The organism is Bradyrhizobium macuxiense (assembly GCF_001542415.1).
Taxonomy (GTDB): Bacteria; Pseudomonadota; Alphaproteobacteria; order Rhizobiales; family Xanthobacteraceae; genus Bradyrhizobium; species Bradyrhizobium macuxiense.
On record NZ_LNCU01000070.1, the window covers coordinates 51,999 to 77,626 of the forward strand.

Below are 25,628 nucleotides of genomic sequence, written 5' to 3' on the forward strand. Positions count from 1 at the left end.
TTAGACCATTGCGCCAAGCGAGCCGCGGCCGGATTGATCTCGCTCAAAAATACAATCAACGAAGACGCATTAGGCAAGTCACGTTGCATCGCGCAGTCCCGTACTGCGATGGGCACGAGTATCTTGCCTTGGAGACCTGCATTGTTGGTGAACGACCTGGCCTATCGGCGCGGCAGTCGCCGCGATCTACGGACGCCGAGCGCGCGGGCACTCGAACGGGTCGAAGCGGCACTGCGTGTCTTTAAGCTAGGGGCGAGGAACACAACATTTAATACGCGACACACACCTGAGTACGCCCCGACTGATAGGGCGGGATTGTCTAGCGTGCGGCTAGACGATCAGACTATCATTACGAGGCCGCAGCCCACTCATCGTAGGTACGACCACGTCATTCCCCATAGATCGCATTTCCAGGCCGCCGGCCAGTTCTCGGTGCTGGCTTGCTTCGTACTAGCGTGTTGCGCTTTCGACAACGTGTCGGACTCGGACGACGCGAGATGACCGCTGGCAGACGAAATGGCCACGCTTGCATTCCGTCACTCTGGCGGCACGAACCGAGTCGTTCACGGCCTGGTACGGCGCTTATTAGAGGAAGCCGCAATGGCGTGTCGTCACCGTGGCGGCTCAATACGTTCGCCGCTACGAGCGCACGTTAAATCGTCACAGGTTTCCCGCCTTGCAGCGAGTTGTCATCAACAAGTCTTTGATGACGCCAATGATCGGCGATCAGCGATCTCAGTTTTGTTGCCTCACCCGTCGGCCGAGCCGCTCGTACTTCAAATCGTGGCTCGCGGTACCTTACTCCCGGCACTCCGGGACTTCGTCTCGACCCGGTACAATGTTGGCTTGGCCATGCACCCTCGGCGATACGCATTAACAAGCTACGACCTTCTGTGGTCGTGAGCCTATCACTTACAGGGTTCGATTCTTAGCTCAAGCGCGGCGACGGGGGCACCAAACAAGGCATAGCGCGCGTCCTTAGCAAGGCCCTCCGGGCAAGACCTACGTACAAATACCTAGTGGTTTCTACTTAGGGGAAACATCCAAATGTCCCGCTTCGTCCGTAGCAGCCAATCTGCGTCCGTCGATCTTCTTACGATGGGGTGCCGACATGCAGATTCAGGCTGCCATTTCTGTCCAGACGAGGCGTCATCCGAGCGGCGCCTTGCGAGACCCAGCTCGCGCTGAGGGACCGTTCGGCATGATCGGGACGCCTATGCGTTTCGCCCGCAATTCCGAGATCTACGGCGAGGAAGAGGCAGCAGAGCACCTTTATCAAGTGAAGTGCGGTGCCGTACGAACTTACAAGATCCTGGAGGACGGCCGTCGCCAGATCGGCGCGTTCTACCTATCCGGAGATATCTTCGGCTTCGAAGCCGGCGATACCCATATCGCTTCGGCCGAGGCGATCTGCGAATCACAGGTGTTGGTCGTCAGGCGCAGCGCGCTCATGATCCGCGCAATCCATGAAAAGGACCTGGCGCGGCAGCTCTGGGACGCGACTGCGCTGGAGCTACACCGCTTTCAAGACCATGTGATGCTGCTGATCAGCAGCGCTGAACGGAGGGTCATGGGCTTCCTGCGCGATATGGCTCGCCGCGCCCCGGAGAACGCAGCAATCGAACTTCCCATGTCACGACAGGATATCGCCGACTACCTTGGCCTGACAATCGAGACAGTATCGCGAACCTTCACCCAACTTGAGCAGAAGGGCATCATCTCGCTGCCCACCTCACGCCGCGTCGAGGTGCGCGACCACATATTGTTCCACGGCTTTGCGCGGAACCTGGGCTGATTTGATGCGCGCAAAGCTCAAGCAACTCACGCGCGATCAGCTAGCGGGGCTTGCGCCCGCAGAAGCAGCATCGCCGGTATTTCGCGCGTGCAATGATGGGGCGCCGGGGTCTGCTCAGCTTGGTTGACGCTAGCTCTTTCGCCTTATTTTTTCACTCAAGGGGCTCCTCCATGGATCAGCGCTTGATCGTCGATCTTTTGCGTCGAGAGCATCGCAGTATGGAACTGCTTCTCGCGGTACTTCAGCGTGAGCTGGAGATTTTTGAGCGTGGCGAACGTCCTGATTACGAGGTAATTCGCGCGGTTATCTGCTATTTCCAGGTTTACCCAGAGGTGTACCACCATCCGCAGGAAGACTTGATCTTCTCCAAGCTAAGGATTCGCGATCCGGATGCAGCTGCAAGCCTGGGAGATATCACACGTGAGCACCACGAAGGCGCCGATCGTTTGCGTCACTTCGCCCAAGCAATCGATGCCGTCCTCGCGGATCGCGATATCCTGCGGCAGGAGGTTGGCAGCATCGTGCGCAACTTCATCGTGCGCGAACGAGATCACATGGTGTGGGAAGAGCAAGAGTTCTTCCCCACGGCTCTGAAGGCTCTGTTTCCTCAGGACTGGATGGAAATCGGCTCGGCTCTCACCGATCGTAAGGATCCGCTTTTCAGCGAGGCAGGCGAAGCGACTTCTGACGCCGTGAAAGCGCACATTCTGCAATTGGCGCAAGAGGCTGAAGCCGAACGTCACTCTCCGACGTTTTCATCAGCGATAGCGGCCGTCAAGCCAGGTGGCGCTAAGACGGACGGCCCGTCGTTTTGACCACGGGCCCATCTGCTGAAGACAACCAGACGTCATACCCATTCTGACTTGCCCGATGATGGATGCGCCCGAACTCCAAGAATTGCGTGTTTCTGCGTCATGGACGAGCGGCCATTGCCCATTCAAGACCATTCATCGACGATTTCAATTCCCGATGTATGCGTCGCGAGCATCCCCTCCCAATTTCGGCTTCACAGTCGTCGTTTAGCAGCCAGTCACATCAGAGATTTTGAGGCAGCGCAAAGCGTATCCGCCGTGAATCCAATAGTCGCCGTAGAGAGTGAGAGGATTCCGCATGCGATCGGACTTGGCAAAATCCTACGGGCAGGATCGCCTGCCGCGTTATACCAGCTATCCGACAGCTCCGCATTTCTCATCGTCAGTGCGCGAAACGGACTACCGAACATGGCTTAAGTCTTTGCGGGTCGAGCAGCGCGCCTCGATCTACCTTCACGTGCCGTTTTGTCGGTCCCTGTGTTGGCACTGCGGTTGCCACACGTCTGTCACGAAGCGCAACGAACCGATCGCGATCTACGCCGCAGGACTGCGTACAGAGGCTTACCTCGTCGGAGAGACCATTGGTCAACGACTATCGATCTCTCATATCCACTTCGGCGGCGGAACTCCTACGGTCATGACACCCGAAACGTTCGCTGATCTCGTCGGCACGTTACGTTATTCGTTCCTAGTGCGGCCTGATGCCGAACTCGCCGTCGAGATCGATCCACGCACGTTGACCGAGCCGATGGCGGAGGCGCTTGGCTATTGCGGCGTCAACCGAGTGAGCCTTGGCATCCAGAGCTTCGATTCTGCTGTCCAGCGCGCCATCAATCGTCCGCAGAGCTTCGAACAGACGGCGACTTCGGTCGAGCGGCTGCGGCGCGCCGGAGTCGGGAGGATCAATTTCGACCTGATTTACGGCCTGCCCCTGCAGACGGCCGCTTCGTGTCTGGACACGGTAGCTAAATGCGTCCAGCTCCGTCCCGACCGTCTTTCGGTATTCGGCTACGCCCATATTCCTTCATTCAAAAAACATCAGCGCAAGATCGACTCAGCCTCGCTACCCAATAGCGTCGAGCGATACCTCCAATCCGAAACGATCGCCGAAGCCTTGATTGATGCGGGATACGTGCGTATCGGCCTCGATCACTTCGCCCTCCCGGACGATGCCCTGGCCTTAGCAAGCCAGGAAGGCACGTTGAGGCGTAACTTCCAAGGTTATACGAACGATTCTGCGGATGCCCTCGTCGGTCTCGGCGCCAGTGCCATTGGCCGAATGCCCCAAGGATTCGTCCAGAACGCTGTCGCGACAAAGGACTACCTCGCGCGCATCACCGATGACCGGTTCGCCACCGTCAAGGGTTACTTGCTTAGGGAGGACGATCGCTTCCGAGCCGAGATCATCGAGCGTCTCATGTGCGACATGACCGTCGATCTTGCCCACATATCGCGCCGTCACGGCAGGGATCCGACACTGGCCATCGTCGATCGCTCTCGGATCGACAGCCTTATTGCGGACGGCGTCGTGACCATGGACGATGAGCGGCTTTACGTAAGCGATGACGCTCGGTTTCTGGTCCGGAGCGTCGCCTCGGCGTTCGACGCTCATCTTGCGCGGTCCAAGGCTACACACAGTCGGGCGGTTTGAACCGGCTCAGTGAGATGGAGAGCATTGCATAGGCAAAAGTAAGGTGATGATGAATGGAGTTGTTGTATCCTGAGGATTCGGGCCTTTCGGTATCAGGAAACAAAATCAACGGACGGACCTATGCTCGCGCGTAGCACAATCACGACCATTAAGCTGCAAGCCGTTTTGGCATCCCGTTGCGATCCCGCCAAACGTCCCCACGCTCTCTTTATCGAGCCTGCGCGGATGTTTCGAACAGAGGCTTCCGAGTAACGCGTCGGATCAGCTCAAGTTCTGCGAAGAAACGCGCTCCAGCGCAGTATTTAATCGCCAGCAAGGCGCACTTTGCATCAATCAGCACGAAAACATCGGTATGATACGCAATCTCGGTGAAGCAGTCCTGATGGGCGACAATTCGCCGAGGAAGCGCACATAAGAATCAAGTTTTCTGCGCCCTGTGCCCTTATATGCCACAGTTTAGCAGCGTCGGCGTCGCATATCATGCGCGTGCGTGATGCCGCGCCAACGAAAATGCAAGGGAATGCCACTAGTGCCGACAGGAGGCAAGACATGCGCAATAGCGACCATCAATCAAACCACGGTTCCGCAAGGTGCTGCGCAGTATGCGGAGGACGGTTCGGGTTGATCCGTCATTACTATTGGCGAACAGCCTTTTGCTCGAAGAAATGCGTCGAGCGTTTCAAGACGCGGCGCGAAGCCGACCATAAATGGCTTCGATTGGCGACCGGCTTGAGATGCCAGCGATTAGCACACCGAGTTTGAAGGGAGTGCAGCAGGTCAAAAGGGGCTGTTAATCAACGTTCCCAGTCCCGAATGTTCACAGGTATCCATACTGTAGATGCCTCTGCATCAAGACAATCGATTTTACCAACCCGCGGAGCGTCAGATAAGAAGTACATCCATTTCAGAGCTTGCGGCGAATGTCCTCGCCGCAATCGAACCGTTGGCAGCCTCTCCTTCTGCCAATGGAGGTCGGTGCGATGCGAAGTAGCGTCGCTCCTCCCGGACTGACTTCCGCCCGGCCGCCAAAAGGAGGCCGGGCTTCTTTTTGCGCCCCCATTGAACAACGACGTGATCCCGTTAAGACGCGCATTCGTGCGCCATTGCCGCGCCATGCTCGGTCGGTAAACAGCGAAACACGCACCGTTCCCGCTTCTCCGTGCATTCGGAATTCGAAAGTAGGCGCCCGCCGGAGGCATGGGGTCCCGAGGGCGTGGGTGCCAGGGTGTCGTTGGAGGCGCGGCGCGTTGAACCGAGGCTTACGGGAGACATGCGAGGACGCATGCCAAATCGGGATCAAACCAGCTGTCCAGGTTAGCCAGGGGTAAAGATCAGATAGAGCAGGATCACGGCTGCGACAGCCGTCCAACCGACCAACTTGGCGTAAAGTGTGACTTGCATCGGCATTGGACGGATCTCCCGTATGAAGCAATCGAACGGCGCCAAGAGCGGATTCGTAAATCACCTCAATATGAAACCCTGTGCCGTGGGTCCGCCATACCCCGGGATGCATTCCGCTGTGAAGTCGGAAATAGTTCGAAAGTCAATAGAATGATCATGACGTTGCGATAGCGACACATCTAGAGGGCTGCCGGCGACATCGCCGCGATTGCAAATGCCCCCCCCCTCAACCCGCTAACTGGGGTACCACCGCAATAGCGGTGGCTAAGCGCAACAGTGGTGGCCGGAGCTCTGCCTGGATCGATAGTCTCTCGTCCAGCCCACTGACCTACCCAGCACCGAGAATTAGGTGCCGGTCGGAGGAGACCTATTTGTGCGTGCCATACTGATTTCCCGTGCTTGGGTTCCGATATGTGCCGCCTTTGTGAGACGATCCCATTCCGCCTGAGTAGGAACCGCCGTGGCTCGAGGTGTGGTGACCTCCTCCGTAAGAGACGCGCCCGCCGTGGCTGCCGCCTCTCGCCTGCGCGAAGGATGTCGAGCACACCAGGACCAATGCGAGAATCGCTATTCGTTTCAAAGTAACTCTCCCTCAACGTCTCAGATTCAAGACCACGACACTTTTTCCGAAACTCTCTGCCCGTGCGCAACCGGCACTCGCGCTAGTCAGATTTCCGGCGTGCTCGCACGAAGACGGATATGGAGCTAACGCGCAGGCTGGTTGAAGGCAATGCCTACACCGTTTTCGGGCAGCCGATCACGGGAAACGACGCGCTCTGTACGCTGCGGACAGACGTATTGCTGTTAGGAACTCGCAATTCGTCTAGTGTTCATAGCTAGCAACCATGTGCCTCAGTTCGCGGGGATCAATCGTGCTGAACAAAGGAGAGACCAGTCGAACGCATTGTAAACTGCGTCTTCTTGCGCGGGTGACTTTCTCCCCTGCGCATGCATCCCAACTCGGTGTCTTGCTGACGCGCCGGAGGCCCGACTGCTCTCGCGTCGACCCAAAGCAGGGGCCAATCTGCGGTACATCGAGTGTGAATTGATGGACCATCGTGACCTTGTCTCCAGTAGCTTCTTGGCACTGATCGCGGCGGGGCTCGTGCTGCTCGGCTCGAGCCTGCTTGTCTTTGCCTTCACTTTGTGAGGACCATCCCATGAGATCATCCAAGCTGATCGGCCTCGCGCTCGGCGCATCTTTCATGCTCTCCACCGCGGCACTCGCGGACGACCTCACCATCGCCGTAGCCGGGCCAATCACCGGCGGCGAATCCGCATTCGGCCGGCAGATGAAGAACGGCGCCGAGATGGCGGTGGACCAGATCAATGCTTCGGGCGGCGTGCTCGGCCAGAAGCTCGCGCTCGACGTCGAGGACGATGCCTGCGACCCCAAGCAGGCGCGCTCGGTCGCGGAAAAGATTGCCAACGCCAAAATCCCGTTCGTCGCCGGGCATTTTTGCTCTTCATCGTCGATCCCAGCATCGGAAGCCTATGCCGACGGCGGCGTGCTGCAGATTACGCCGGCTTCAACCAACCCGCTGTTCACTGACCGGAAGCTGTGGAACGTGGCGCGCGTTTGCGGCCGCGACGACCAGCAGGGCCAAGTCGCCGCCCGGTACATCATAAAGGACTTTAAGGGCAAGAACATTGCGATCCTCAACGACAAGACAACCTACGGCAAGGGCCTTGCCGACGAGACAAAGAAGGCCCTCAACAAGGCCGGCGTCATCGAGAAAATGTACGAGTCGTACAATAAGGGCGACAAGGACTTTAACGCGATCGTCTCGCGTCTCAAGCGGGACAATATCGAGCTTGTCTATGTCGGCGGCTATCATCAGGAAGCGGGCCTAATCCTGCGGCAGATGCGCGATCAGGGTTTGGAGACCGTGCTGATGTCAGGCGACGCCTTGGCGGACAAAGAATATGCTTCGATCACTGGAGCCGCCGGCGCAGGCACGCTCTTCACATTCGGACCCGACCCGCGCAAGAAGCCAACGGCGGCCGCGATCGTCGAAAAATTCCGAGCCAAGAACATCGACCCTGAAGGCTATACGCTCTACACCTACGCTGCGATACAGGTGTGGACGCAGGCGGCGGCCAAGGCTGGTACGTCGAATCCGAAGAAAGTGATGGAAACGATCAAGGCAGGCTCTTGGGACACTGTGATCGGCAAGCTGGAATATGACGCCAAGGGCGATATCAAGCAGCTCGACTATGTCATTTACAAGTGGGACGATAAGGGTGGCTATGCTGAGGTGAACCCGAAGGGTTCCTGACTTATCTCAACCCGACACAAGACGTTGGTGTTTGACGGCGGAGTTAGGCGGTGATCAATGCCGATCAGTCGGTTTCTCCTGGGCAACAAGCTAACCCCGGAAGAAATTGAGCGTCTGAACTCGGCCTACATACAGACGCTGCGCTCGCTTGGTTTGGTTGATCGTAACGACCCCATCGCCGAACTCGTCGCAAGAAAGATTCTCCAGATCGGAACCGCAGGTGTTCGCGATCCAGCAGAGATTTCTAAGCTCGCCGTCGAGCAGCTTGGCATCGGCAGACCGCCATCGCTGTAAGGCCGGCGTGGCGAGTTCGTGCGGATATTTGGTTTCCCGGAAGCCAAACAGGACGCTCTATGAGTTCATCTCGGCATACGGGGTCGTATAGCCTTTAAGATCGCCGAGCATGCTGCGGTCGGCTGACGCGCTGCAGCCAGCAAGATCGAGCGCGGCCGCGATGCGCGATTTGGTCTGTCACCCGGATCGCTCCGTTTCGGATCCACGATCGTGCTTCACGTCAGATTGACAAGATGACGGCTCGGATGCGGGCCGCGGGTGGCGCCGCTGCGGCGATTTTCCTTGAGTTCGCCGGCGCGCGTACGGCGTGATCGGTGGGACTTCGCAGACAGCACTTGCAAACTCGGGAGCATCTGCATCGACGGCTGGCGATGGTTCGACAACCTGAACCAGGCTTTCCATGTATTCCAGCACGGCGCGTCCTTTTTCTGTGATGTGCCAGCCGCACGAGTCACGTTCGACAAGCTTCATCGCGAAGATATTCAGATCAGGAACGCGGGCGGCAAGCCGCCTGGTGCGCTCGGACCAGTCCTTGCCGCTCTTGGCCAGAATGGCCATGTCGCACTTCAGAGCGTCGAGGCTGGCTGCGCCATTCGGATAGCTAACGAGAAGCTTCAAGATGGTGACTTGAAGGTTCATGTTCACTGCGTGCGAACTAAAAATGGGCGAGCTTTTGAAGAAGACCAACGCATGAACATCACACAAAAAATATGACCAACAAATGTGCCTCAAGCGCTCGCACTGGACAAGCCCAAACGTGGACGGAATAGGACGTACGCCTCAGACGTTTGCACACGGACCGCGTAGCTGCTTCCGTGAGACTGGAGTATGGGTTTACGTCCGCTTGGAGAGCTTGAATCGTAAGTAGAGCCACATCCGATGATCTCGAAGTAGGTCACGAACGAGCCTTCGGCATGCACCTTACTTTTGCGGGATAGATCCGGCTGAGTGGCTTGGCGGCCAGCCTACAGGCTGATTCGTCCGATCGGCCGCGTTGGCGCCGCTTTGACGGGAAGAGACTGTTTAGCGGTATCTGCCAGCGGTCGCGTCGACGCATCGCCATGACCACAGACGACATTGCGGTCACAAGCAATAACTAGACTTGCACTTAATGCGACCCTTGCCGGCGAGCAGAATGGTAGACCGGGCCGATCGTGCTGCCCGTTCGTTTGAGCACTCATGTTGAGCTACCGACAGGGCTGCCCTTGAGGAAATTACCGGTCGGTCCAGCCGGGCCGCAACGCGGAACATCCGAGACGCGCCCAGGAAGGGTATTCGCGACGAAGAAGCTTACATGGATGGTTTGGGTCACGAACGAGTCGCTCGTCATCTTGCCATCGCCGCTAGTCGCTAGCTTCTCCTATTTGTCGCTCCGGCGCGTCCGAAAGTAAACGCAGTATAAGATGAAGTGGCGCAAGATGGAGCGGACGCGGACTACTCGAACACGTCGCAAGCTGCGCCCTTTTCGACATTCAATAGCGCAGACCACTTCGTGCATCTCGCAATCGGCGATACTTTTGGTGACCAGTCCAGCGAGCCCGTTTAGCCACGCTTTTCCTCGTAGGGGCAATGCAGCTCGTCTGGTGATGTGGTAGCCTGTAGCTCGCGCCTTTCGTTCAGTGGGAGGCGGGTGCGTCCGCCCTATACATCTTGCGCTTCAAACCCGCAGATGGCTGGCTGCGCATGGCGCGACAGAAACAAACAGGATGAGAGCGCTATTCCATCGCTAGCTTAACCGCGCCGATATTCAGTTACGTCGAGGATGATGGATAAGATAGACGACCAGGCTTTGATCAGAGCTCAGCAGCCGGTTCGGATTGCTCGACCGTATGGTCAACTCAGCCGTGTAGCGCTCACCATTGATCAAGAATTCCATCCTCCAACGGCGCCCCAAGGTCGGCAATTGCCCCCAGGCGAGCAGTAAGTCCGTCAGCTCCTTCGATACCTCTTGGCCGCCGTTACCCCATTGGCGGTGGTCCCAGTCCCGGCCGACGAACCTTCCGAAATCCTGTAGCCCGCTGCCGTCGACGGAGGATATCCCAACTGCCCCGGCGACCGACGATGGACCGGCTTCCTGGTCGTCCCCGCCGCAAGCCGCACGGGAATCGTACGGCGCGCAGGGCCCCGCAGCCTCAACGAACGATGAGGGGGAGATTTGATCCCACAGGATTGGTGGCGAGGCAGGCTCGGTATCACGACCGTTCCATGGTGAGGCCGGCTCGATGCCAAATGCTGGAAGCTCATCGGACGCAGCATCCTGCAGCGCGCTCTGTTGTGACGACGGCGCCGCGGAGAACGACATCTCGGCCTCGCACGCCGATGGGTAGTGAGGCTCGTCACGCAACCTGGCCAAATTCAGGCCGCTATCGTAGTACGGAGTGTCCGACAATGATTTCAGATCGCCACGAGTCGAATAAGGCTGCGCAGCTCCAGCCGACAACGATGTCCCTTCAACCACCCCGCAGAAACCGTCGTTGCGCCCTGCCGCTAACCCGTGGGGTGCCATTCCAAACGCGTTGGGCCTAGGGACAAGATCGATGTTAGTGCCTTGCGGATTGTATGGGGTCCGCTCCCTTATTCCTGGCGCCCACTGCGCCGTGTAGGGCCGACCACGGATGCTCACATCGCTCGGTTGGAACTGCCCCGGCAGTTTGCCGCTTCTGCGCAGTTCACCGATCAGAACGTCCGGCGCCGGATCTCTGCCCGGCTGCCAGCCCGAGCCAAGAACATATCCGAAATCCTCCGCGGGCAGGTCTCGACGGAAGCCCGAGGACTGCTCCCCAGCGCCGGCGGATGACGATGGTCCAGGGGCCTGATGGCTCGGCGACAACGCACTGTCGAGGCGTCCCCCAGATGGGGGAAATCCCCGCAATGCGCCGTGCTGTGGAGCACCTTCCCGGGCTGCCATACTTTCCATGAATGGCCTCACCAGCTAACCTTCGCAGCGAGTTTGCCATCAATCGAACGTAGTTTTCGGTGAGGTCACCCTTGTTGGCTTCCCTTTCGAAGTGCGAAATAAGTGCCGCATCAACTTCGAAGTAGAGCGCCTCCTCGTCAGATGGCCTATCGGGCGAGCTATGCTTTTGCTTCCGATGCGACGGACTGCCCGTCATGGCCCATCTCCGAATCGGACGAGACTGTGTTTCAGTATGTTGGCAGCAAGGGGCAAGCCAACAACTCCATGCTGAGCCTCGGAACGATTCGCGGCGCGACGGCCTACTTCGAGTGCCGTGTTGCTTGCCGCAACTTTCCTCTTCCGAACGGCAAACGCTGAGAGGCGAGCGGCGCGGCCGGCGCCATCACACCCATATCCTCCCAGTGACGGATCGCACAGAACGACGGAAGCCGTGGCGTCGATCTAGGCTATCACGAGATCGCGCTCATCTGGGTAAACAACATTGCAGCTTCGGACGGCCCAAGCCCAATGATGCCCACAAAGCTCGCCGGCGGCATCGGAATGTCGCGATCAGTGGGCTTCCAGAGATGCAGGCAATAACGGCTATTGTTCACGTACCGCGAATGAGGCGGATGCAGCTGCATCGCGCATTCCTCTTCATCCCAGAACAGGTCTTTGACGAAGGACATCTCTTCCCAGTTTGGGCAACGCCGCGGAGTCGAGACGGACACTTGCTCCCATCCTGGGCGCACTAGTCCGCTGATCTTGAGCTCACATCCGCAAGGCCCCTGCACAAAGAAGAGGCCACAAGGACCTGATCCAGGAGCGCTAGCGAAGCGGCCATATCGCACTCGGCCCGCCTCCAGTTTTTCTAAGATCTGCGAACGCACTTCCCCTCCTTTGCCTCGCGGATAGCCTTGAAATCCACATAAATAACGTTGCTACGCAACTCGCCAAGCGGTGCCAGCTGAGTCTTCGACATAACGCTCCGGTACCATTCTCCAGCTTGTATTAACTGCCGCAGTTCGAACAATCTGCCGAGCAAGCCGCAGATGTCGATCATTCCTTGTCCTCCGCTGCACTCCATCGCACCATCATGCCCTTCTCTCGGCGATCAGCCGAACTGGTATGAGCGACACGCCCGGGCAGCACATAGCCACCCGTCATCGCTGGATCGTGCACATGAGCACGCGCTCGCATCAGCTCGAGCTGGTCGCGAGAGCCTTATCGGGCAGCCCTTGTTGGTTTTCAGCATTCAGCTTTTCCTCTCTTTCGCTCCCGCCGACCTCGTACGAGCCTGCCGCAAGACGCATGACGCGGTCCTCGCGATTGGCAGAGGTTTCTCAACTGCCTTCAAGAATAACGCGCCGACGGGCTTTGCTATCACTCTCTGCCAGTCTGTTCGGATGAAACCCCGCGTTGAACGTCTTGGCTATGAGCGCGTCTCGTGCGAGCAGCAATTGACTATCCATCGATGGCGGCTACGCTTACGTTTAAGCGAGCCCCTCTGTCCGGCGTAGGCAGCGGACGAGCGCGGGCGGGTCGCTTGCCTCGTTTGCAAACCGCCGCTTATCGTCGCGCGCGTTCAGCGCTCGTGAAGACGCACCAGCATATGAGGTCTGCGTCACCAGATTCGTTGATCGCTGATACGTCGAGAATCGATATGCTCAAGCCGGTTCTTCGTCAGTGTGTTTTCCATCGTAGCAGGGCGAACCAGCTAACGCTTTCAGCGATCGAGGATCCCCAAAGCCGACGTTGTCCAATACCGGCTCTCCACTTAGCATTTTCGTCCATCAGCCCTCGCTGCTCTCCGCAGCCTGTAACAATGCCAATGAGTCATCTATGTGGCCACATGAACCAGACATGGTTCGAACTACGCTACGTCTTTAAGTGGAGATCGATTCAATGAACGCGATTGTTGAGACGATCTGCGAATTTCGTGAGGTATCCACCGTAACCTCACCCTAGGAAGTTCGTTGGCCCGCCACTGAGGATATGTTGTCGTGCTTGAGGTGCCGCTTTCGAACATTGTAACTCACGATCCAGATCACGCCGACCGCGATTGGCACGAAGATTGCGGTTAGAAAAGAGGAGTCTACACGCAGTCCGACGTCTTGCGCCCCCTTCGCGAGGTAACCGAACAGGCTGACTACATAGTATCCTATCGCCGCCACCGATAATCCCTCAACCGTGCACTGCAGCCGAAGTTGCTGTCTCGTACGCTCGCTAATCGCGTGCAGAAGATCACGATTCTGTTGCTCGATCTCGACATCGACGCGGGTTCGCAACAGATCGGCCGCGCGCGCCAGCTTGACCGACAGACTCGCCTGACGGTCCTCCACAGTTGCGCAGGTCCGCATCGCTGGCGCCATCCGCCGCGCCAGGAAGGACGACCAGGTCGGATAACCCGCGACATCGCTGCCTTCAATGATCGACAGTCGCGATTGGACCAGCTCATTGTAAGCTCTACTTGCGCCAAAGCGAAACAGGCTGCCTGTCGCGCCCCTTTCGAACGAGGCGGCCAGCGCCGTCAGTTCGGCAAGCAGATGGTTGTTGAATTGCAGCCCCTCTGAGCCCTGCATTTCTTCCAGCGCCTCAACAAGACGACGATCGATGCGGTCGACGGACGGCGCAAGCTCAATGGCCGCTGACAGTCCAAGCAGCGCCAAGGGACGGTAAGTCTCGATTTCCAGGACCCGCTGGACCAACGCGCCGAGATCTTGCGGTTTCAACCCAAGGTCGCAGACAAGGATCCTGGAGAAGCCCCTTGAGTCCACGCGAAAGTCTGAGGCCACAACGCCCGTGGCCCCCTTTGTGGCAACCATAGCGAGGCTGCTCTTGTCAAAAAGCTGTTCAGCGCGTTTGGTCGGCGAGATCCCCTGCTCTACTTCCAACTTGTTTGCGACCAGTAATGGTCCGGCTTGCCGCAAGGCGCGGATCAACGATTGAACGGTTCCATCAACTTCCTCGAATTGACGAGCCTCAGGACCATTTGCGGCACTCCAGATCCAGGTGAACGTCGCAAATTCCGAATGCTGCTCCCAGCGTAGCATAGCAGGTCCGATCACGATCTGATGATGTTTCGCCGAAGGTTCGGGCGGTGACAGATTGTGCTGCTGGCAGAAATCGACAAAGCGGTGGCGATCGCTGGCGGCCGCTTCGTCCTGCGCAAGGAAGGCGAAGTGAATCACACTGAATGGCGCGACAAGGCGCGTGAAAGGGCGCGCGTGCACTTCATTGAGCACGGCGTCGCGTTGCGGATGCAACTTGAAGGTCCCCAAGTCCAATTGGTCGAGCATGTACTGACGCCTCGCTTCAGAAATGAGCAAGCAACGGTGAGCAGCCTCGATACAAGCGGCATTGGCACACGGAAAACGGGCGCGCCGTCCGCAGATCGAAATTGCGTCAACGATCAACACAGAGGTCACCTTCGGCTCGTGAAAGTTCCCCTGCGAGAGCACTATCAAGGCTGGAAATTAGGACCGCGACGCATACTGCATTATCGATCGACACGTCGAGGCTCAAATACGACTCCCACCCTGTTGCAACGCCAGCTTGCTGGCGCGCGAAAGCGTTGCAGGATTTGGGCCAGTGACATTCGCTTTCGTTGCTATGTCGATTTTGAAGGCGGCGACGGGTTTCTGGCTTAACGCGCGCACCTTTTGACCGCAGCGCGCAAGGCTGCGTACAGCATATCAGACTGGCCACTAGAGCAAGCTGACCGCGTCTAGCCGCTGCCAACGCGTCGGACAATTCGACAAAGTCGAGGAGGCTTGCAACAGGGTCCTGGAATATCTGACGAAAGAAAAAATGACGTGAGGTTTAGAGCCACGCCGCGGTGCGATGCCCGACGCTGTGCGTGGCGCGAAGCTGACAAACGTCGCAGCGTCTGATGATGCCAATCAATGGAGCCGACTGCTCGATGACGACGGGCTGGTACGGCAGATGGGCTGTCTCAATGTTTGCGGACTTCGCGGCGTATGGGGCGCGAAACAGCGTAATGAGCGGATTTCTAAACAAAACGCTGGCGTATGGGTGCTGGAGCCGGCCTGCATTGTACCGGCCAAGCCCGATTCTAGACGTCGATGCAGGGACCTGACGGCTCGCCAAATCGTTCCCGCACGCGCTGGCAAACATGGTCTTCTCGTCGCGGGAGATGCGCAGCAGTTCTCGCCGGTGGCACGCCGATTGCTCAGCTGGAAACGTTCGAGCTGAGAGGCGGTATGCTGCTGTCCTTGCCATGATCGCCGGCATCGAGCAGATGTTCGTCCGGCTTGGTGACGTTTTGCAGCGACCCCCGCCATCGCTCAGCCGACTAGCGCATGCGAGAAGGTGTACGGATGACACATTGGCGGACTTCAAAACATGCCATGTTCGAGAATGACAAAGCCGCTCGGACGCCAGGTGCTAGAGCTCCACAGGCGCAGAGAGCCTGGAACTTCTGGCCGCTTGCAGCGCTTCTTCTTAATGCGCTCCTTTGGGCCGGGATCTGCTGGCTCGTCGCGATATTATCGTGATCGACGTGGCGCCGCGCCGAAGAGGCAAGCCTGCGCACAGGCAGGGCGCGGTAGAAAGTTCCGCAGGAACGGCCAATCCGAGATACGTCACCGGTTAACGTGCCGCTGAGCCGCTCCAGGCCGCGACGATTTATGACGCCCTATCGGGTTTGGCGACGTCAAAGGCGGTGCAGAGTTGGCATTGTTACGCAAACAGAAGCACTCAGTGCCGGCCTGATTGGGCGCTGGCGGAGGACCCAGCATCAAGCTGAAGCGTTCGATCAACGGACCTGTTCTTGCGTGAGTACGCCGACGAGACTCCTGCATGGCAGGCGCCTACATTCAAATGGTGCACCCACCTTTGCCTTGATCACGACGACGACAATCCGCGCTTCCCGTTCGATTTTTCCCATACTTTACGCGAGAACGGCGTTATCCCGCGGCCGCGTTGTTAGGTCCTCTCTTTGGCTTGCATCTGCCTAGCTCAAACGTAAGCGTCATCTTCAAGCCAGGACTTTGAGAAATTGCTGCAACATGCATTGGGTGACAGAAGGCGCAGATTTTCCGCACGCACTTTTCCGTCTCGGCTTATCACCGTGTCGAAGCTCACCCGAGCACCCAACGGAAGGCTCCCATAACTTGGCTTTCTCCAGGGCGTTCGCATGCACAAAAATATCCGCCCCCCTTCATCCGGGGTGACAAAGCCATAGCCCTTGGTTGTATTGAACGCCTTGACTAGACCCTTCGCCATATGGCGTCCCACTTCATTGCTCAAGCTGACAACCGGAAGAACAATTCCGAGGGCAAGCAAGCTTGAGGTTGGTCAGTCCTATCGGACAGATCGAGGTACTGTCCAACAGGCGAATTGAAGACGCGATATGTACGTTACGTACATATCTTTTTCTGTCAGCAGCCACTTTACCCGAAATCTGGTCGTGCTTTGCTGGCCGCGTATGATACTGAGGCTACCACTTTAGAGCCGATACAGTTCGTCTTCACGTTGCGCTAAAGAATGCTCCGAGCACTAAACATTCCAATTGAAGCAATCCGCACTATTGTGGCCATAGCCGAGATGGGCAGCTTGTCGAAAGCCGCAACCAAGCTCGGACTCAGTCAGCCCGCCGTGAGCGCTCAAGTTAAGCGATTACAGGGGCTTATTGGCGGGCAACTGTTCATCAAAACCGCGAATGGTACCACCTTCACCGACTTGGGCAAACTTGCCCTCCAGCAGGCACGGATAATACTCAACGCGAACGACCAGATGCTCAGGCTTGGAGGCGATGAGAACGCATCCCTTCATCGCATTGGCCTAAGCAGCCTTTTTGCTCAAAGGCTTTTCGAGCGCGCAGGGAAGAGCGATCTTTCGGATTTGTCTATACATGTTGATCAATCTGGTGCCATTCGCAAGGGTTTGATCGAAGGCTACATAGACGTAGCTTTCATTTTCGCTCCTCATGTCGATGCTGACCTTGCAAAGACCGTACGTGAACAGCGAGCATTCCCGGCTATCTGGGTTCGCTCGCCCGATTTTGTTCTCAGTCCGGGCGCTCCTATCCCAATAATAACGCTTCCTGGCCAAGATTGGATGATCGGACCATTGGACAGAATGGGATCGGCGTACAAGGTTGTTCTTCACACCTCTGACTACCTAGTGAGGTTGACGGCCGTACGTCTTGGCATCGGTTTGACCGCACTGCCTTCCTTCTCCGTCCCGGACGACTTGATTGAATCGCCCGACTACTATTTGCCTCAATTGTCTGATCTGCGAGCCGTCCTATGTGCGAGGCCAGGACTGCGTGGTGACGTTGCGACCAGACTTGTAAAACGGATCAAAGGGATATTCGACGACCACATTCCCGACCCACGAGGTAAATCCGCGCTCGGCAATTGACTCTGGGATCATTAATGACCGGGTGCATCGTGACAGCCGTGGGCGACAATGAGCAAAAGCGGCGCGTTCGGTGTAGGAGGCGGTGCCAGGACTACCCGGGTTCGCGCTAACGCGGGGGAATCTGCAACGGCAGGCAACGCCCCTGGCCGGCCTCGATGCTGCTGCTAAAGGCCGGCCTTGCCAAGGCCAGCCGACCCGTATGTTCCAGCATCAGTTCGTGTACGCTCAACCGCAATGGCAATGTTTACCATCGGCGAGGTCTCGGTAACGGGCTCTGCTTTCTGCTCCGCCTCCATTCGCCGTACCGCCGCCTTCCGGTCACCTGCCTCTAGCCGACCCCAGCTTGGATTGGCGCGCAGTCTCAGCTCCGACAAAAGTGTAAGCACCGTTACTTTTCGCTCGGAGATCGGCAGATATCCCACCTCTCACCAAACGATGGCATCCAAGCGAAACTCACTGTTCTCCTCGGCTGAGAAGATGGAAACCCGACGCACCTTGCTGGGGACAACGTGCGCCGGGTCAGTTGGAGCGTTGCTGCGACACAGGGCTGTCTCGACGATTCACAAGCAGCGGATCGTCTCAACGCTCCCTGGTACTCAAGCAAATGTCATGCCTGACTAAAGCTGCCGTTCATTCGCCTGACCGCGGCAGCCCGCTCGGATTCCGACGGCGGCACCAACTCCTTACGCACCACGGAGCTCGGAGCTCAGGCCGGACCAGAATATCCTAGCCAAGCGTTGGACTCAGGAACTCCTGCCGGCGAGCGGTTTTCTAAGAAGCGACGAGCATTAGAAGTGCTGACTGGACTCTGGCTCGCCGTCGCTTCCGTTCGATTGCCACTCTTGGGCACGTCGAGCCAGCTTATCGTATTCCTCGGCAATCTTGAGAAGCCGATCTCTCGACTTTCCGAACGCCAAGGATTCCGCTTTGGTTCGCGTTGCTTCCGCACGACCTCGCCAATGGTTGGCATCGCAGAGTTTACTCTTCAAGTTCATGGCGCCAACATGCAATCCATAGATCAAGGGAATGCGACACCCGATCTCCGTATATATACGTAAGCCGCACCCGCGAAACCCGACCACGCTGCCGCTCGCATCGCCATGCTCCCAACATCGCTTTGCTGTCAGCTTGCGCTTCTATTCTCCGAAGCGGAAGACCCTGCCGGCGAGTACCGCGACGCGCAATTGATCGCAGCGGATCACGCAAGCTTCCGACTTTCTCGCACAAGTAGGTGAACGCTTGCGATACCGCAGATCATACGTGCTTGCGGATCATCAACGTGAGCGGAGATCTTCAGTCGGACGGGGACTCGCCTTGTATTTGCGCCTGCGCTCGGATCTGCGAGCTCGATAATTCACAGGCTCCTTCAACGAGGGACTTGAATCGTACGTAGCGTGAGATTGTACGGTCTTCGACAAGTTAGGACGACCTCCGACACACGAAAAAGCTGACTGACAGGTAATGGGAACTGCAAATGTCTCAAAATTCCACACTTGCGTTGCGACAGTCAGCCGCGGTTCTCAAGCATTATACCGAACTCGGAATGCCCTGCGCACCGGATGACATGACAGTCAAGCCGCGACCGAACGCCGGCGAGCAAGTCCAAATCGAGGTACGCCGCTCTCTCCTCAGCGCGTCTGGGCCTGCGATGAAGGATGGAACACCTTGCATTGCAGATGGCGTGCGCAGTTATTCAAACGACTGGGCGATTAAACCATGGGCCTTCACCAGCCATGGTTCGGACGCATCGCTCCTCGATGGTTCGCTATTCTCGGTCGCGTGCGATCTTGGCGACACATCCAATGTCGTTCGCTTCTGAACGCTTCACCGCTACTTTGCGTCTCGCCCGGGCCACAAGAATGTCATTTCGCGTGGCGACTACGGGCTCATCGGTCGCCTGCCGACCTGCTGGCTCCCGGCAGGGCGACCCGGCCACGTCGCAACCCAGGCCAGACCTCGAGATATCCTGCCAATGAGAACGCCAATTGCACAGTCATTTAACCCTCGTAGCTCGCCTGCCTGGTCAGTTTAGCTGCGGCGCCGCAGGACGCTCAAATTGAGCGGCCGGTTGTACAACGGCTCATGTCAACACCGTCGCATGGACATGACTAGTGCAGTGTTGAGTTAGCAGACACGAACGCGCGCTTCTGCACCCATTGATCCTTCGGTCTCTGCCTGCTTCCGGTAGGCAGGTCATGACCACACCCTGCGCAGAAACAACAGACCAGATAACGGAATACGATGGAGGACATCATGAATCAAACGCAAGGAACACATTGGTTTTCGCTCTTCCAGGTCCACCGGCTTGCAACTGCTCTCTTTGTTGCGACGACCGCTCTATGTCCTGAGCGGGCGTTTGCGCGCGACCAACCTCCTACGACCGAGGAGAAAGAGGCCTGCATCGACGACGTGTTTCGCTTGTGTAGCAGCCACATACCTGACCGCACCGCAATCACTGCCTGTCTCAGAGCCAAGCAGGCGAACTTGAGTAAGCAATGTCGGTACGTAATATCGGTCCGGGATAGTGACAAAGGCAAAGTCGATTCGAAATAGGACAACCACCCTCCTTAATCGGTACCGGCCGGAGCCTATTCGCCAGCGCGCACCGCAGTAGCGGTAACGGCGGATTTCTCATGTCAGCGGCCGAGTTAGAGGAGGCAGTCGAGAGGCGCAAAACCGACGGCCACCCACGGAACGCCTTCTTCAGGTGTTACTCGGACAGAGGCAAATGCACACACCACCGTTTGATACAGTACTAGTCGCCAACAGGGGCGAGATTGCCGTACGGATCATCAAGACACTGCGCAAGCTTGGGCTTCGTTCTGCAGTTGTCTACCACGAGATCGATTCGAACACTCCAGCCATCTCCATGGCGGATACAGCGATTGAAATCAGCGGTCTCTCACCCATCGCAGCCTATCTGGACATCGCGCAAATTGTCACTGCCGCGCACAAGGCTCGCGCTGACGCGCTGCATCCGGGTTACGGCTTTCTCTCCGAGAATGCGGAGTTCGCCAGGGCAGTAAGGAAGGCCGGCATAGCATTTATCGGACCGGCACCCGAAACTATAGAACTAATGGGCGACAAGATCCGGGCCCGCAAATTCGTTCAGTGCAACGGCTTTCCGGTCGCGCCATCGGCGGTCGACGAAGATGATCCTGAGGGGTTCGTTGTTAGGGCGCGGGCTATTGGAGCCCCTTTGCTGGTAAAACCATCGGGGGGCGGTGGCGGCAAGGGCATGCGGATTGTGCGCGACCTTGATTGTCTGGAAGATGCGATTGAACAGTCACGTCGTGAAGGTCAGCGGTATTTTGGGGATAGGCGCGTATACGTCGAACGATACATCGAAAGACCGCGTCATATCGAGGTGCAAGTACTCGGCGACCGCTTCGGAAACGTCGTCCACCTCTTTGAGCGCGAGTGCTCAGTGCAACGCCGCTTCCAGAAGATCATTGAGGAGACGCCCTCGCCAGCACTATCACCCCAGTTGCGACAACGGATCTGCGAGACGGCGGTTGGCATCGCCCGTGCCGCCAACTATCAAAATGCCGGCACCGTGGAGTTCATTTTCTGCGCTGGAGAGTTCTACTTTCTTGAGATGAATGCCCGCCTACAGGTTGAGCATCCGGTAACCGAGTTGATTACGGGCGTCGATCTTGTTGCCGAACAAATCCATGCTGCCGCCGGCCGAGCGCTTGGATTTTCGCAGTCAGACATCGTCTCGCATGGGCATGCAATCGAGATCAGATTGTACGCGGAAGCTCCCGAACGTGGATACGCACCGACGACCGGCAAAGTCCTTCTTCTCGAGTACCCCGATGGCGTCAGGATCGACAGCGGCATCTTGCAAGGCCAAAACATCACGACGGCGTTCGATCCCATGCTCGCCAAGATCATCGCGCACGCGCAAACGCGGGGAGAGTCGGCGCTGAAGGCGCATCGCGCGATCCGTGAGATGATTCTGCTCGGATGCGAGACGAATGCAAGCTTTCTCGCGCGCATACTCGCCGACGAGGCATTCCTCGCAGGAGAGATCCATACCGGATACCTTGAGGAACATCCACACATCGCAGCGGACAATTTTTCTTTCGGTTTATCCGCATTTCTGGCTTCAGCCGCGCTTCTGACGAAGCCAGTTCGTGAATCGGCCGACGCTGTTCCCCCGCTTCATGCTGCACTGGGCAGCTGGAGGAATTGACGTGTATCACTGCTTCGAGATTGACGGCGTAGATCATCAGGTATGGCTTTCAGCGTCCCGGCGGGACTACCGCCTGCACTTACGCGACCAAGTGATTGCGCCGGTCGGATTCGCGCATCATAGCAACAGTAGCGGCATCTTGAACATTGCCGGCGAGAGCGAGCCGGTCAGGTTCGTCATCGACGGCGACATGATTCACGTGCACATCCGTGGCAGGACGCGCACGTTACGTTATCGCGATCCCTTGCAAACGCTGGCGTCCGTGAGCCAAGAAGCCAGTTCCCTAGTGGCCCGCGCGCCAATGCCGGGCGTGGTCGTCACGACCACGGTCTCGCCCGGCCAATCCGTCACCGCTGGCATGGCGCTTATGATGATTGAGAGCATGAAGCTGGAGACCATTATACGCTCTCCGCAGGATGGCGTGGTCGACCGAATTCACTTCAAAGAAGGCGAGAGCTTCGAGCGCGACGCCGCGCTGGTCACGCTTTCGAAGGAAGGACGTTGACATGCAGAGGATCGCTTCTGTGGTGGACGTCAACTCACAGGTATTTCGACACAACGAGCTCCACAACAGGCGGCTTGCAGCCGAACTGAAGGAGCGACAACGTTCTGCTCGATTTCATCGACCCGAGCGAGAACTTCAGCGACTGCGCCGTCAAAACAAGCTGTTTGTTCGTGACCGGATCGAGACCTTGCTCGACCCTGAAACTCCGTTCCTCGAGCTTTCGACCTTGGCCGCTAACAAGGCCTACGACGGCGAGGTGCCTGGCGCAGCGCAGGTCGTCGGCATCGGCATCGTCGCGGGACGCGAGGTGATTGTTCACGCGGATGACGCCAGCGTGAAGAGCGGTGCATGGTATCCGCTCTCTGTTAAGAAGATCGTGCGGGCGTTGGACATAGCGATCGAGAACCGTTTGCCGGTCATCCACCTGTGCGACTGTGCCGGTGGCTTCCTACCTTTGCAAGCGGAGTTCTTCGCGGATCGCTACTACGCGGGCCGAATCCTCCGTAATCAATCCATTCTCTCCAAGATGGGAGTGCCGCAAGTCGCGATCGCCATGGGCCATTGCACGGCTGGCGGCGCCTACGTCCCTGCGCTTAGCGAATACAATATAATTGTAGAAGGCACAGGAGCGATTTTTCTTGGCGGTCCGCCGGTCGTAAAAGCGGCCACCGGCGAAAATGTGTCGGTCGAAGAGCTCGGCGGCGCAAATATGCATACGAGCGTATCTGGCACGAGCGATTATTTGGCAAGCTCCGAGATGCATGCGATTGCAATCGCCCGAGACATCGTCGCCCGCTTCCATCGTCCCGAGAAGACCCTGATCGACCGAGCGGCTCCGGAGCCGCCATCATACGATGAGTCCGAGCTGTACGGTATCATTCCCAAAGACACTCGGGTGCAATTCGACATGCGACAGATCATTGCTCGCCTTGTCGATGGCAGCCGGTTCCATGAATTCCAACAGCGCTATGGCACGTCTCTGGTGTGTGGCTTTGCGCGGCTTCATGGATATCAAATAGGGATCCTTGCGAACAATGGTGTGCTGTTCGGCGATAGCGCACTTAAAGGCGCTCATTTTATCCAATTGTGCGACAAGAACCGGACGCCCCTTCTTTTCCTGCAGAATGTTACGGGGTTCATGGTCGGCCGCGAATACGAGCGGCAAGGCATCACCAAGCATGGCGCCAAGCTGATCATGGCTGTGTCCAGCGCATCGGTGCCCAAGTTCACGGTCATTTGCAACGGCTCTCACGGCGCAGGCACATACGCTATGGCCGGACGCGCTTTTGATCCTCGCTTTGTCTTTACCTGGCCACAATCAGAAATTTCAGCGATGGGCGCCGAGCAAGCTGCGGGCGTTCTCACCCATGTCAAGGCGAGACAATTGGCCCGTGAGGGCGGCCGCTTGTCCGATCAAGAATTGGCAACCATACGCGAACCGATTCTCCAAGAGTATCGGGAGCGATCGAGCGCTTACTATGCTACTTCCGAAATCTGGGACGACGGCATTCTTGATCCCGTCGACACCCGAAGCGCCCTCGCAATCGTGTTGAGTGCTTCGCTAAACGCTCCGATCGCAGCGCCGCATTACGGCGTCTTCCGAATGTAGGAGGAGGACCCAACGGCCGTGTGAATTTGCCCTCCGCCGCCCGGAGCCAGAATTCACTGATAGCAAGTCCCGCCATCCGCTTGGACGACGCCGCTCGAAACGTCGGCGCCGGATCAGCCGCAATGTCATTCGCGCCGCCATCCTGCCTCGACTGTTATGGTAAGCTTGCAAGTTTGGACTGCTGGCACTGGCGATACTGCGGACAGCGGGTGTATTGGCACATTGCATGGCTCGGCCTGACGGCTCAGGAGCCGATGAATCAATGCTTTCGGGGCAGACGGGAATGGGGCTTGAATCCCACGTAGCGTCAGGTTGTAGGCTTGCAAAGAACGCTAGGATCAAGCCCCCCCTATGATCAAGCCAACGGGTCACAGTGGCTTCACTACGCCAAGGGACGGTTGCTCGGCTGCAACGCCAATATGGGTGCGATGCCCATTCGGCTCGAGTCCGGGCCTGAAACCTTGGAGGATTTCATGTGTACTCGCAGTCGGACAAGGAGCGTCCCGAAGACCCGTACAGGGTAGAGACGAATCCATCTAAGTCCGGCGCAGTTTGAGATGAAACATGGTTGAAAACGCGATGAAGTTTCTACAGGCATGCGCGAAGAACAACCGCCCCCGAGACAAGGACGGCTTTGATACTTGTCGAGCCACGTGTGATGCAAGGTCGTCAGCCGTCGTGGAGGCAACACACATTGTATCTCGGTCTGCGATCTCACCTCTCCGCCCACCTCGGCTGCGATTATCAACGAAACGGAGCGCTGTAGCGCACGATGGACGTCCTTAGATCGATCATTGGCAAAGTCGCCACCGGCGCCACTCTGACCCGCGACGAAACTGCCCTTGCCTTCGACAGCATGATGTCGGGGCAAGCGACGCCCTCGCAGATCGGCGGTCTGTTGATGGCAATGCGCGTGCGTGGTGAAACGGTAGAAGAAGTCACCGGCGCGGCGTCCGCGATGCGGACTAAAATGCTGCGAGTCAGTGCGCCACCCGACCCTGTAGACATTGTCGGCACGGGCGGCGACGCCTCAAGCTCGGTCAACGTATCGACGTGCGCGTCCTTCATCGTTGCCGGCGCAGGCGTTCCCGTGGCAAAGCATGGCAACCGCGCGGTATCCTCACGATCAGGCGCCGCGGACGTCTTGGCCTGTCTCGGCGTGAAGATTGATCTCAAGCCTGAAGACGTTAGTCGTTGCGTGCACGAAGCCGGCATCGGCTTCATGTTTGCGCCAACTCATCATCCGGCGATGCAGCGCGTCAGCCGGATCCGAACCGCACTTGGAGCCCGCACCATCTTCAATCTAATCGGACCGCTCTCCAATCCGGCAGGCGTCAAGCGGCAGATCGTCGGAGTATTTTCACGTCAATGGGTGCAGCCTTTGGCTCAGGCGTTGAAGAACCTCGGCGCCGAGTCGGTGTGGGTGGTGCATGGCTCGGACGGACTAGATGAGATCACCCTCGCCGGGCCTACCTTCGTTGCCGCACTTGAGGCGGGTACGATCCGTACGTTCGAAGTGACACCGGAAGAGGCTGGGCTGCCTCGTTGCAGCACCGAGGCGCTGAAGGGCGGCAATGCCGATGCCAATGCGGTGGCACTGCAACGCGTGCTTGATGGTGCGCCAGGCCCCTACCGCGATGTCGCTCTTGTAAATGCGGCGGCTGCATTGATTGTGGCTGGCCGGGTCACGACCTTGAAAGATGGCGTCATGCTTGGACAGAAATCGCTCGATAGCGGTGCCGCGGCGGCGCGATTGGCGCACCTAATCACAGTCTCCAACGTCCGGCCGCCGAGCTGACCG

General features: G+C 57.8%; 17 protein-coding genes. 12 read left to right on the plus strand and 5 right to left on the minus strand.

Going from position 1 to position 25,628, the window contains the following annotated elements:
* Positions 1-1,201: 1,201 nt before the first annotated feature.
* The 5 genes from AS156_RS19660 to AS156_RS19680 all read left to right on the plus strand — a co-directional run bounded on the left by AS156_RS19660 (position 1,202) and on the right by AS156_RS19680 (position 8,232).
* Positions 1,202-1,795, plus strand: coding sequence for a helix-turn-helix domain-containing protein (locus AS156_RS19660; protein WP_066507922.1), 594 nt, complete (start codon positions 1,202-1,204; stop codon positions 1,793-1,795).
* Positions 1,796-1,965: 170 nt separating this feature from the next.
* Entirely contained in the window at positions 1,966-2,610 is a 645-nt protein-coding gene (locus AS156_RS19665; RefSeq protein WP_066507923.1) for a hemerythrin domain-containing protein, read from the plus strand.
* A 295-nt stretch (positions 2,611-2,905) separates the two neighbouring features.
* Positions 2,906-4,258 carry an oxygen-independent coproporphyrinogen III oxidase gene (gene hemN / locus AS156_RS19670; protein ID WP_066507742.1) on the plus strand — a complete coding sequence of 451 codons (1,353 nt, stop codon included), beginning with the start codon at positions 2,906-2,908 and terminating at the stop codon, positions 4,256-4,258.
* 2,561 nt (positions 4,259-6,819) lie between these two features.
* Positions 6,820-7,938: a branched-chain amino acid ABC transporter substrate-binding protein gene (locus AS156_RS19675; RefSeq protein WP_066507745.1), complete on the plus strand. Its 1,119-nt coding sequence runs from the start codon at positions 6,820-6,822 to the stop codon at positions 7,936-7,938.
* Positions 7,939-7,995: 57 nt separating this feature from the next.
* The gene (locus AS156_RS19680; protein ID WP_066507748.1) at positions 7,996-8,232 is read left to right on the plus strand and encodes a hypothetical protein; all 237 of its coding nucleotides are present in this window, start codon (positions 7,996-7,998) and stop codon (positions 8,230-8,232) included.
* Between the two features lie 177 nt (positions 8,233-8,409).
* On the opposite strand, the gene AS156_RS19685 is transcribed toward AS156_RS19680, so the two are convergent.
* The 4 genes from AS156_RS19685 to AS156_RS19710 form a co-directional block, all read right to left on the minus strand.
* Positions 8,410-8,871 (minus strand): hypothetical protein, encoded by a 462-nt coding sequence (locus AS156_RS19685; RefSeq protein WP_066507751.1) that lies wholly within the window; start codon positions 8,869-8,871, stop codon positions 8,410-8,412.
* 1,108 nt (positions 8,872-9,979) lie between these two features.
* On the minus strand, positions 9,980-10,534 hold the full coding sequence (locus AS156_RS19690) for a hypothetical protein (protein WP_136626317.1): 555 nt from the start codon (positions 10,532-10,534) through the stop codon (positions 9,980-9,982).
* Between the two features lie 1,064 nt (positions 10,535-11,598).
* Positions 11,599-12,018 (minus strand): DUF7694 domain-containing protein, encoded by a 420-nt coding sequence (locus AS156_RS46075; protein WP_136626318.1) that lies wholly within the window; start codon positions 12,016-12,018, stop codon positions 11,599-11,601.
* 1,074 nt (positions 12,019-13,092) lie between these two features.
* Positions 13,093-14,427, minus strand: a complete 1,335-nt coding sequence (locus AS156_RS19710) for a DUF3422 family protein (RefSeq protein ID WP_066507760.1) — start codon at positions 14,425-14,427, stop codon at positions 13,093-13,095.
* Between the two features lie 544 nt (positions 14,428-14,971).
* Here AS156_RS19710 and AS156_RS42215 point away from each other — a divergent pair.
* Positions 14,972-15,343, plus strand: a complete 372-nt coding sequence (locus AS156_RS42215) for a hypothetical protein (RefSeq protein WP_136626319.1) — start codon at positions 14,972-14,974, stop codon at positions 15,341-15,343.
* A 765-nt stretch (positions 15,344-16,108) separates the two neighbouring features.
* On the opposite strand, the gene AS156_RS40960 is transcribed toward AS156_RS42215, so the two are convergent.
* A complete protein-coding gene (locus AS156_RS40960) occupies positions 16,109-16,375 on the minus strand; it encodes a cold-shock protein (protein ID WP_082747613.1) in 267 nt (88 codons plus the stop codon).
* A gap of 261 nt (positions 16,376-16,636) precedes the next feature.
* Here AS156_RS40960 and AS156_RS19720 point away from each other — a divergent pair, with 261 nt between their 5' ends.
* The 6 genes from AS156_RS19720 to trpD all read left to right on the plus strand — a co-directional run bounded on the left by AS156_RS19720 (position 16,637) and on the right by trpD (position 25,625).
* Positions 16,637-17,515, plus strand: a complete 879-nt coding sequence (locus tag AS156_RS19720; protein WP_066507764.1) for a LysR family transcriptional regulator — start codon at positions 16,637-16,639, stop codon at positions 17,513-17,515.
* 1,474 nt (positions 17,516-18,989) lie between these two features.
* Positions 18,990-19,334: a hypothetical protein gene (locus tag AS156_RS42220; RefSeq protein WP_136626321.1), complete on the plus strand. Its 345-nt coding sequence runs from the start codon at positions 18,990-18,992 to the stop codon at positions 19,332-19,334.
* Between the two features lie 909 nt (positions 19,335-20,243).
* Positions 20,244-21,713, plus strand: coding sequence for an acetyl-CoA carboxylase biotin carboxylase subunit (locus AS156_RS19735; RefSeq protein WP_066507768.1), 1,470 nt, complete (start codon positions 20,244-20,246; stop codon positions 21,711-21,713).
* A 1-nt stretch (position 21,714) separates the two neighbouring features.
* Complete coding sequence (locus AS156_RS42930; RefSeq protein ID WP_066507772.1) at positions 21,715-22,218, plus strand: acyl-CoA carboxylase biotin carboxyl carrier protein subunit; 504 nt, start codon at positions 21,715-21,717, stop codon at positions 22,216-22,218.
* Between the two features lies 1 nt (position 22,219).
* The gene (locus tag AS156_RS19745) at positions 22,220-23,827 is read left to right on the plus strand and encodes an acyl-CoA carboxylase subunit beta (RefSeq protein ID WP_066507773.1); all 1,608 of its coding nucleotides are present in this window, start codon (positions 22,220-22,222) and stop codon (positions 23,825-23,827) included.
* Positions 23,828-24,599: 772 nt separating this feature from the next.
* A complete protein-coding gene (gene trpD, locus AS156_RS19750) occupies positions 24,600-25,625 on the plus strand; it encodes an anthranilate phosphoribosyltransferase (RefSeq protein ID WP_066507774.1) in 1,026 nt (341 codons plus the stop codon).
* The last annotated feature ends 3 nt before the right edge of the window (positions 25,626-25,628 follow it).

Excerpts from the sequence above, each read along its gene's own strand:
- AS156_RS19710 (WP_066507760.1), bottom strand. The coding sequence starts at position 14,427 with ATGCTCGACCAATTGGACTTGGGGACCTTCAAGTTGCATCCGCAACGC.
- hemN (WP_066507742.1), top strand. The coding sequence starts at position 2,906 with ATGCGATCGGACTTGGCAAAATCCTACGGGCAGGATCGCCTGCCGCGT.
- AS156_RS19735 (WP_066507768.1), top strand. The coding sequence starts at position 20,244 with ATGCACACACCACCGTTTGATACAGTACTAGTCGCCAACAGGGGCGAG.
- AS156_RS42215 (WP_136626319.1), top strand. The coding sequence starts at position 14,972 with ATGCCCGACGCTGTGCGTGGCGCGAAGCTGACAAACGTCGCAGCGTCT.
- AS156_RS19660 (WP_066507922.1), top strand. The coding sequence starts at position 1,202 with ATGATCGGGACGCCTATGCGTTTCGCCCGCAATTCCGAGATCTACGGC.
- AS156_RS19675 (WP_066507745.1), top strand. The coding sequence starts at position 6,820 with ATGAGATCATCCAAGCTGATCGGCCTCGCGCTCGGCGCATCTTTCATG.
- AS156_RS19685 (WP_066507751.1), bottom strand. The coding sequence starts at position 8,871 with ATGAACCTTCAAGTCACCATCTTGAAGCTTCTCGTTAGCTATCCGAAT.
- trpD (WP_066507774.1), top strand. The coding sequence starts at position 24,600 with ATGGACGTCCTTAGATCGATCATTGGCAAAGTCGCCACCGGCGCCACT.
- AS156_RS19680 (WP_066507748.1), top strand. The coding sequence starts at position 7,996 with ATGCCGATCAGTCGGTTTCTCCTGGGCAACAAGCTAACCCCGGAAGAA.
- AS156_RS19720 (WP_066507764.1), top strand. The coding sequence starts at position 16,637 with ATGCTCCGAGCACTAAACATTCCAATTGAAGCAATCCGCACTATTGTG.
- AS156_RS19665 (WP_066507923.1), top strand. The coding sequence starts at position 1,966 with ATGGATCAGCGCTTGATCGTCGATCTTTTGCGTCGAGAGCATCGCAGT.
- AS156_RS42220 (WP_136626321.1), top strand. The coding sequence starts at position 18,990 with ATGTCTCAAAATTCCACACTTGCGTTGCGACAGTCAGCCGCGGTTCTC.
- AS156_RS40960 (WP_082747613.1), bottom strand. The coding sequence starts at position 16,375 with ATGGCGAAGGGTCTAGTCAAGGCGTTCAATACAACCAAGGGCTATGGC.
- AS156_RS19690 (WP_136626317.1), bottom strand. The coding sequence starts at position 10,534 with ATGTCGTTCTCCGCGGCGCCGTCGTCACAACAGAGCGCGCTGCAGGAT.
- AS156_RS19745 (WP_066507773.1), top strand. The coding sequence starts at position 22,220 with ATGCAGAGGATCGCTTCTGTGGTGGACGTCAACTCACAGGTATTTCGA.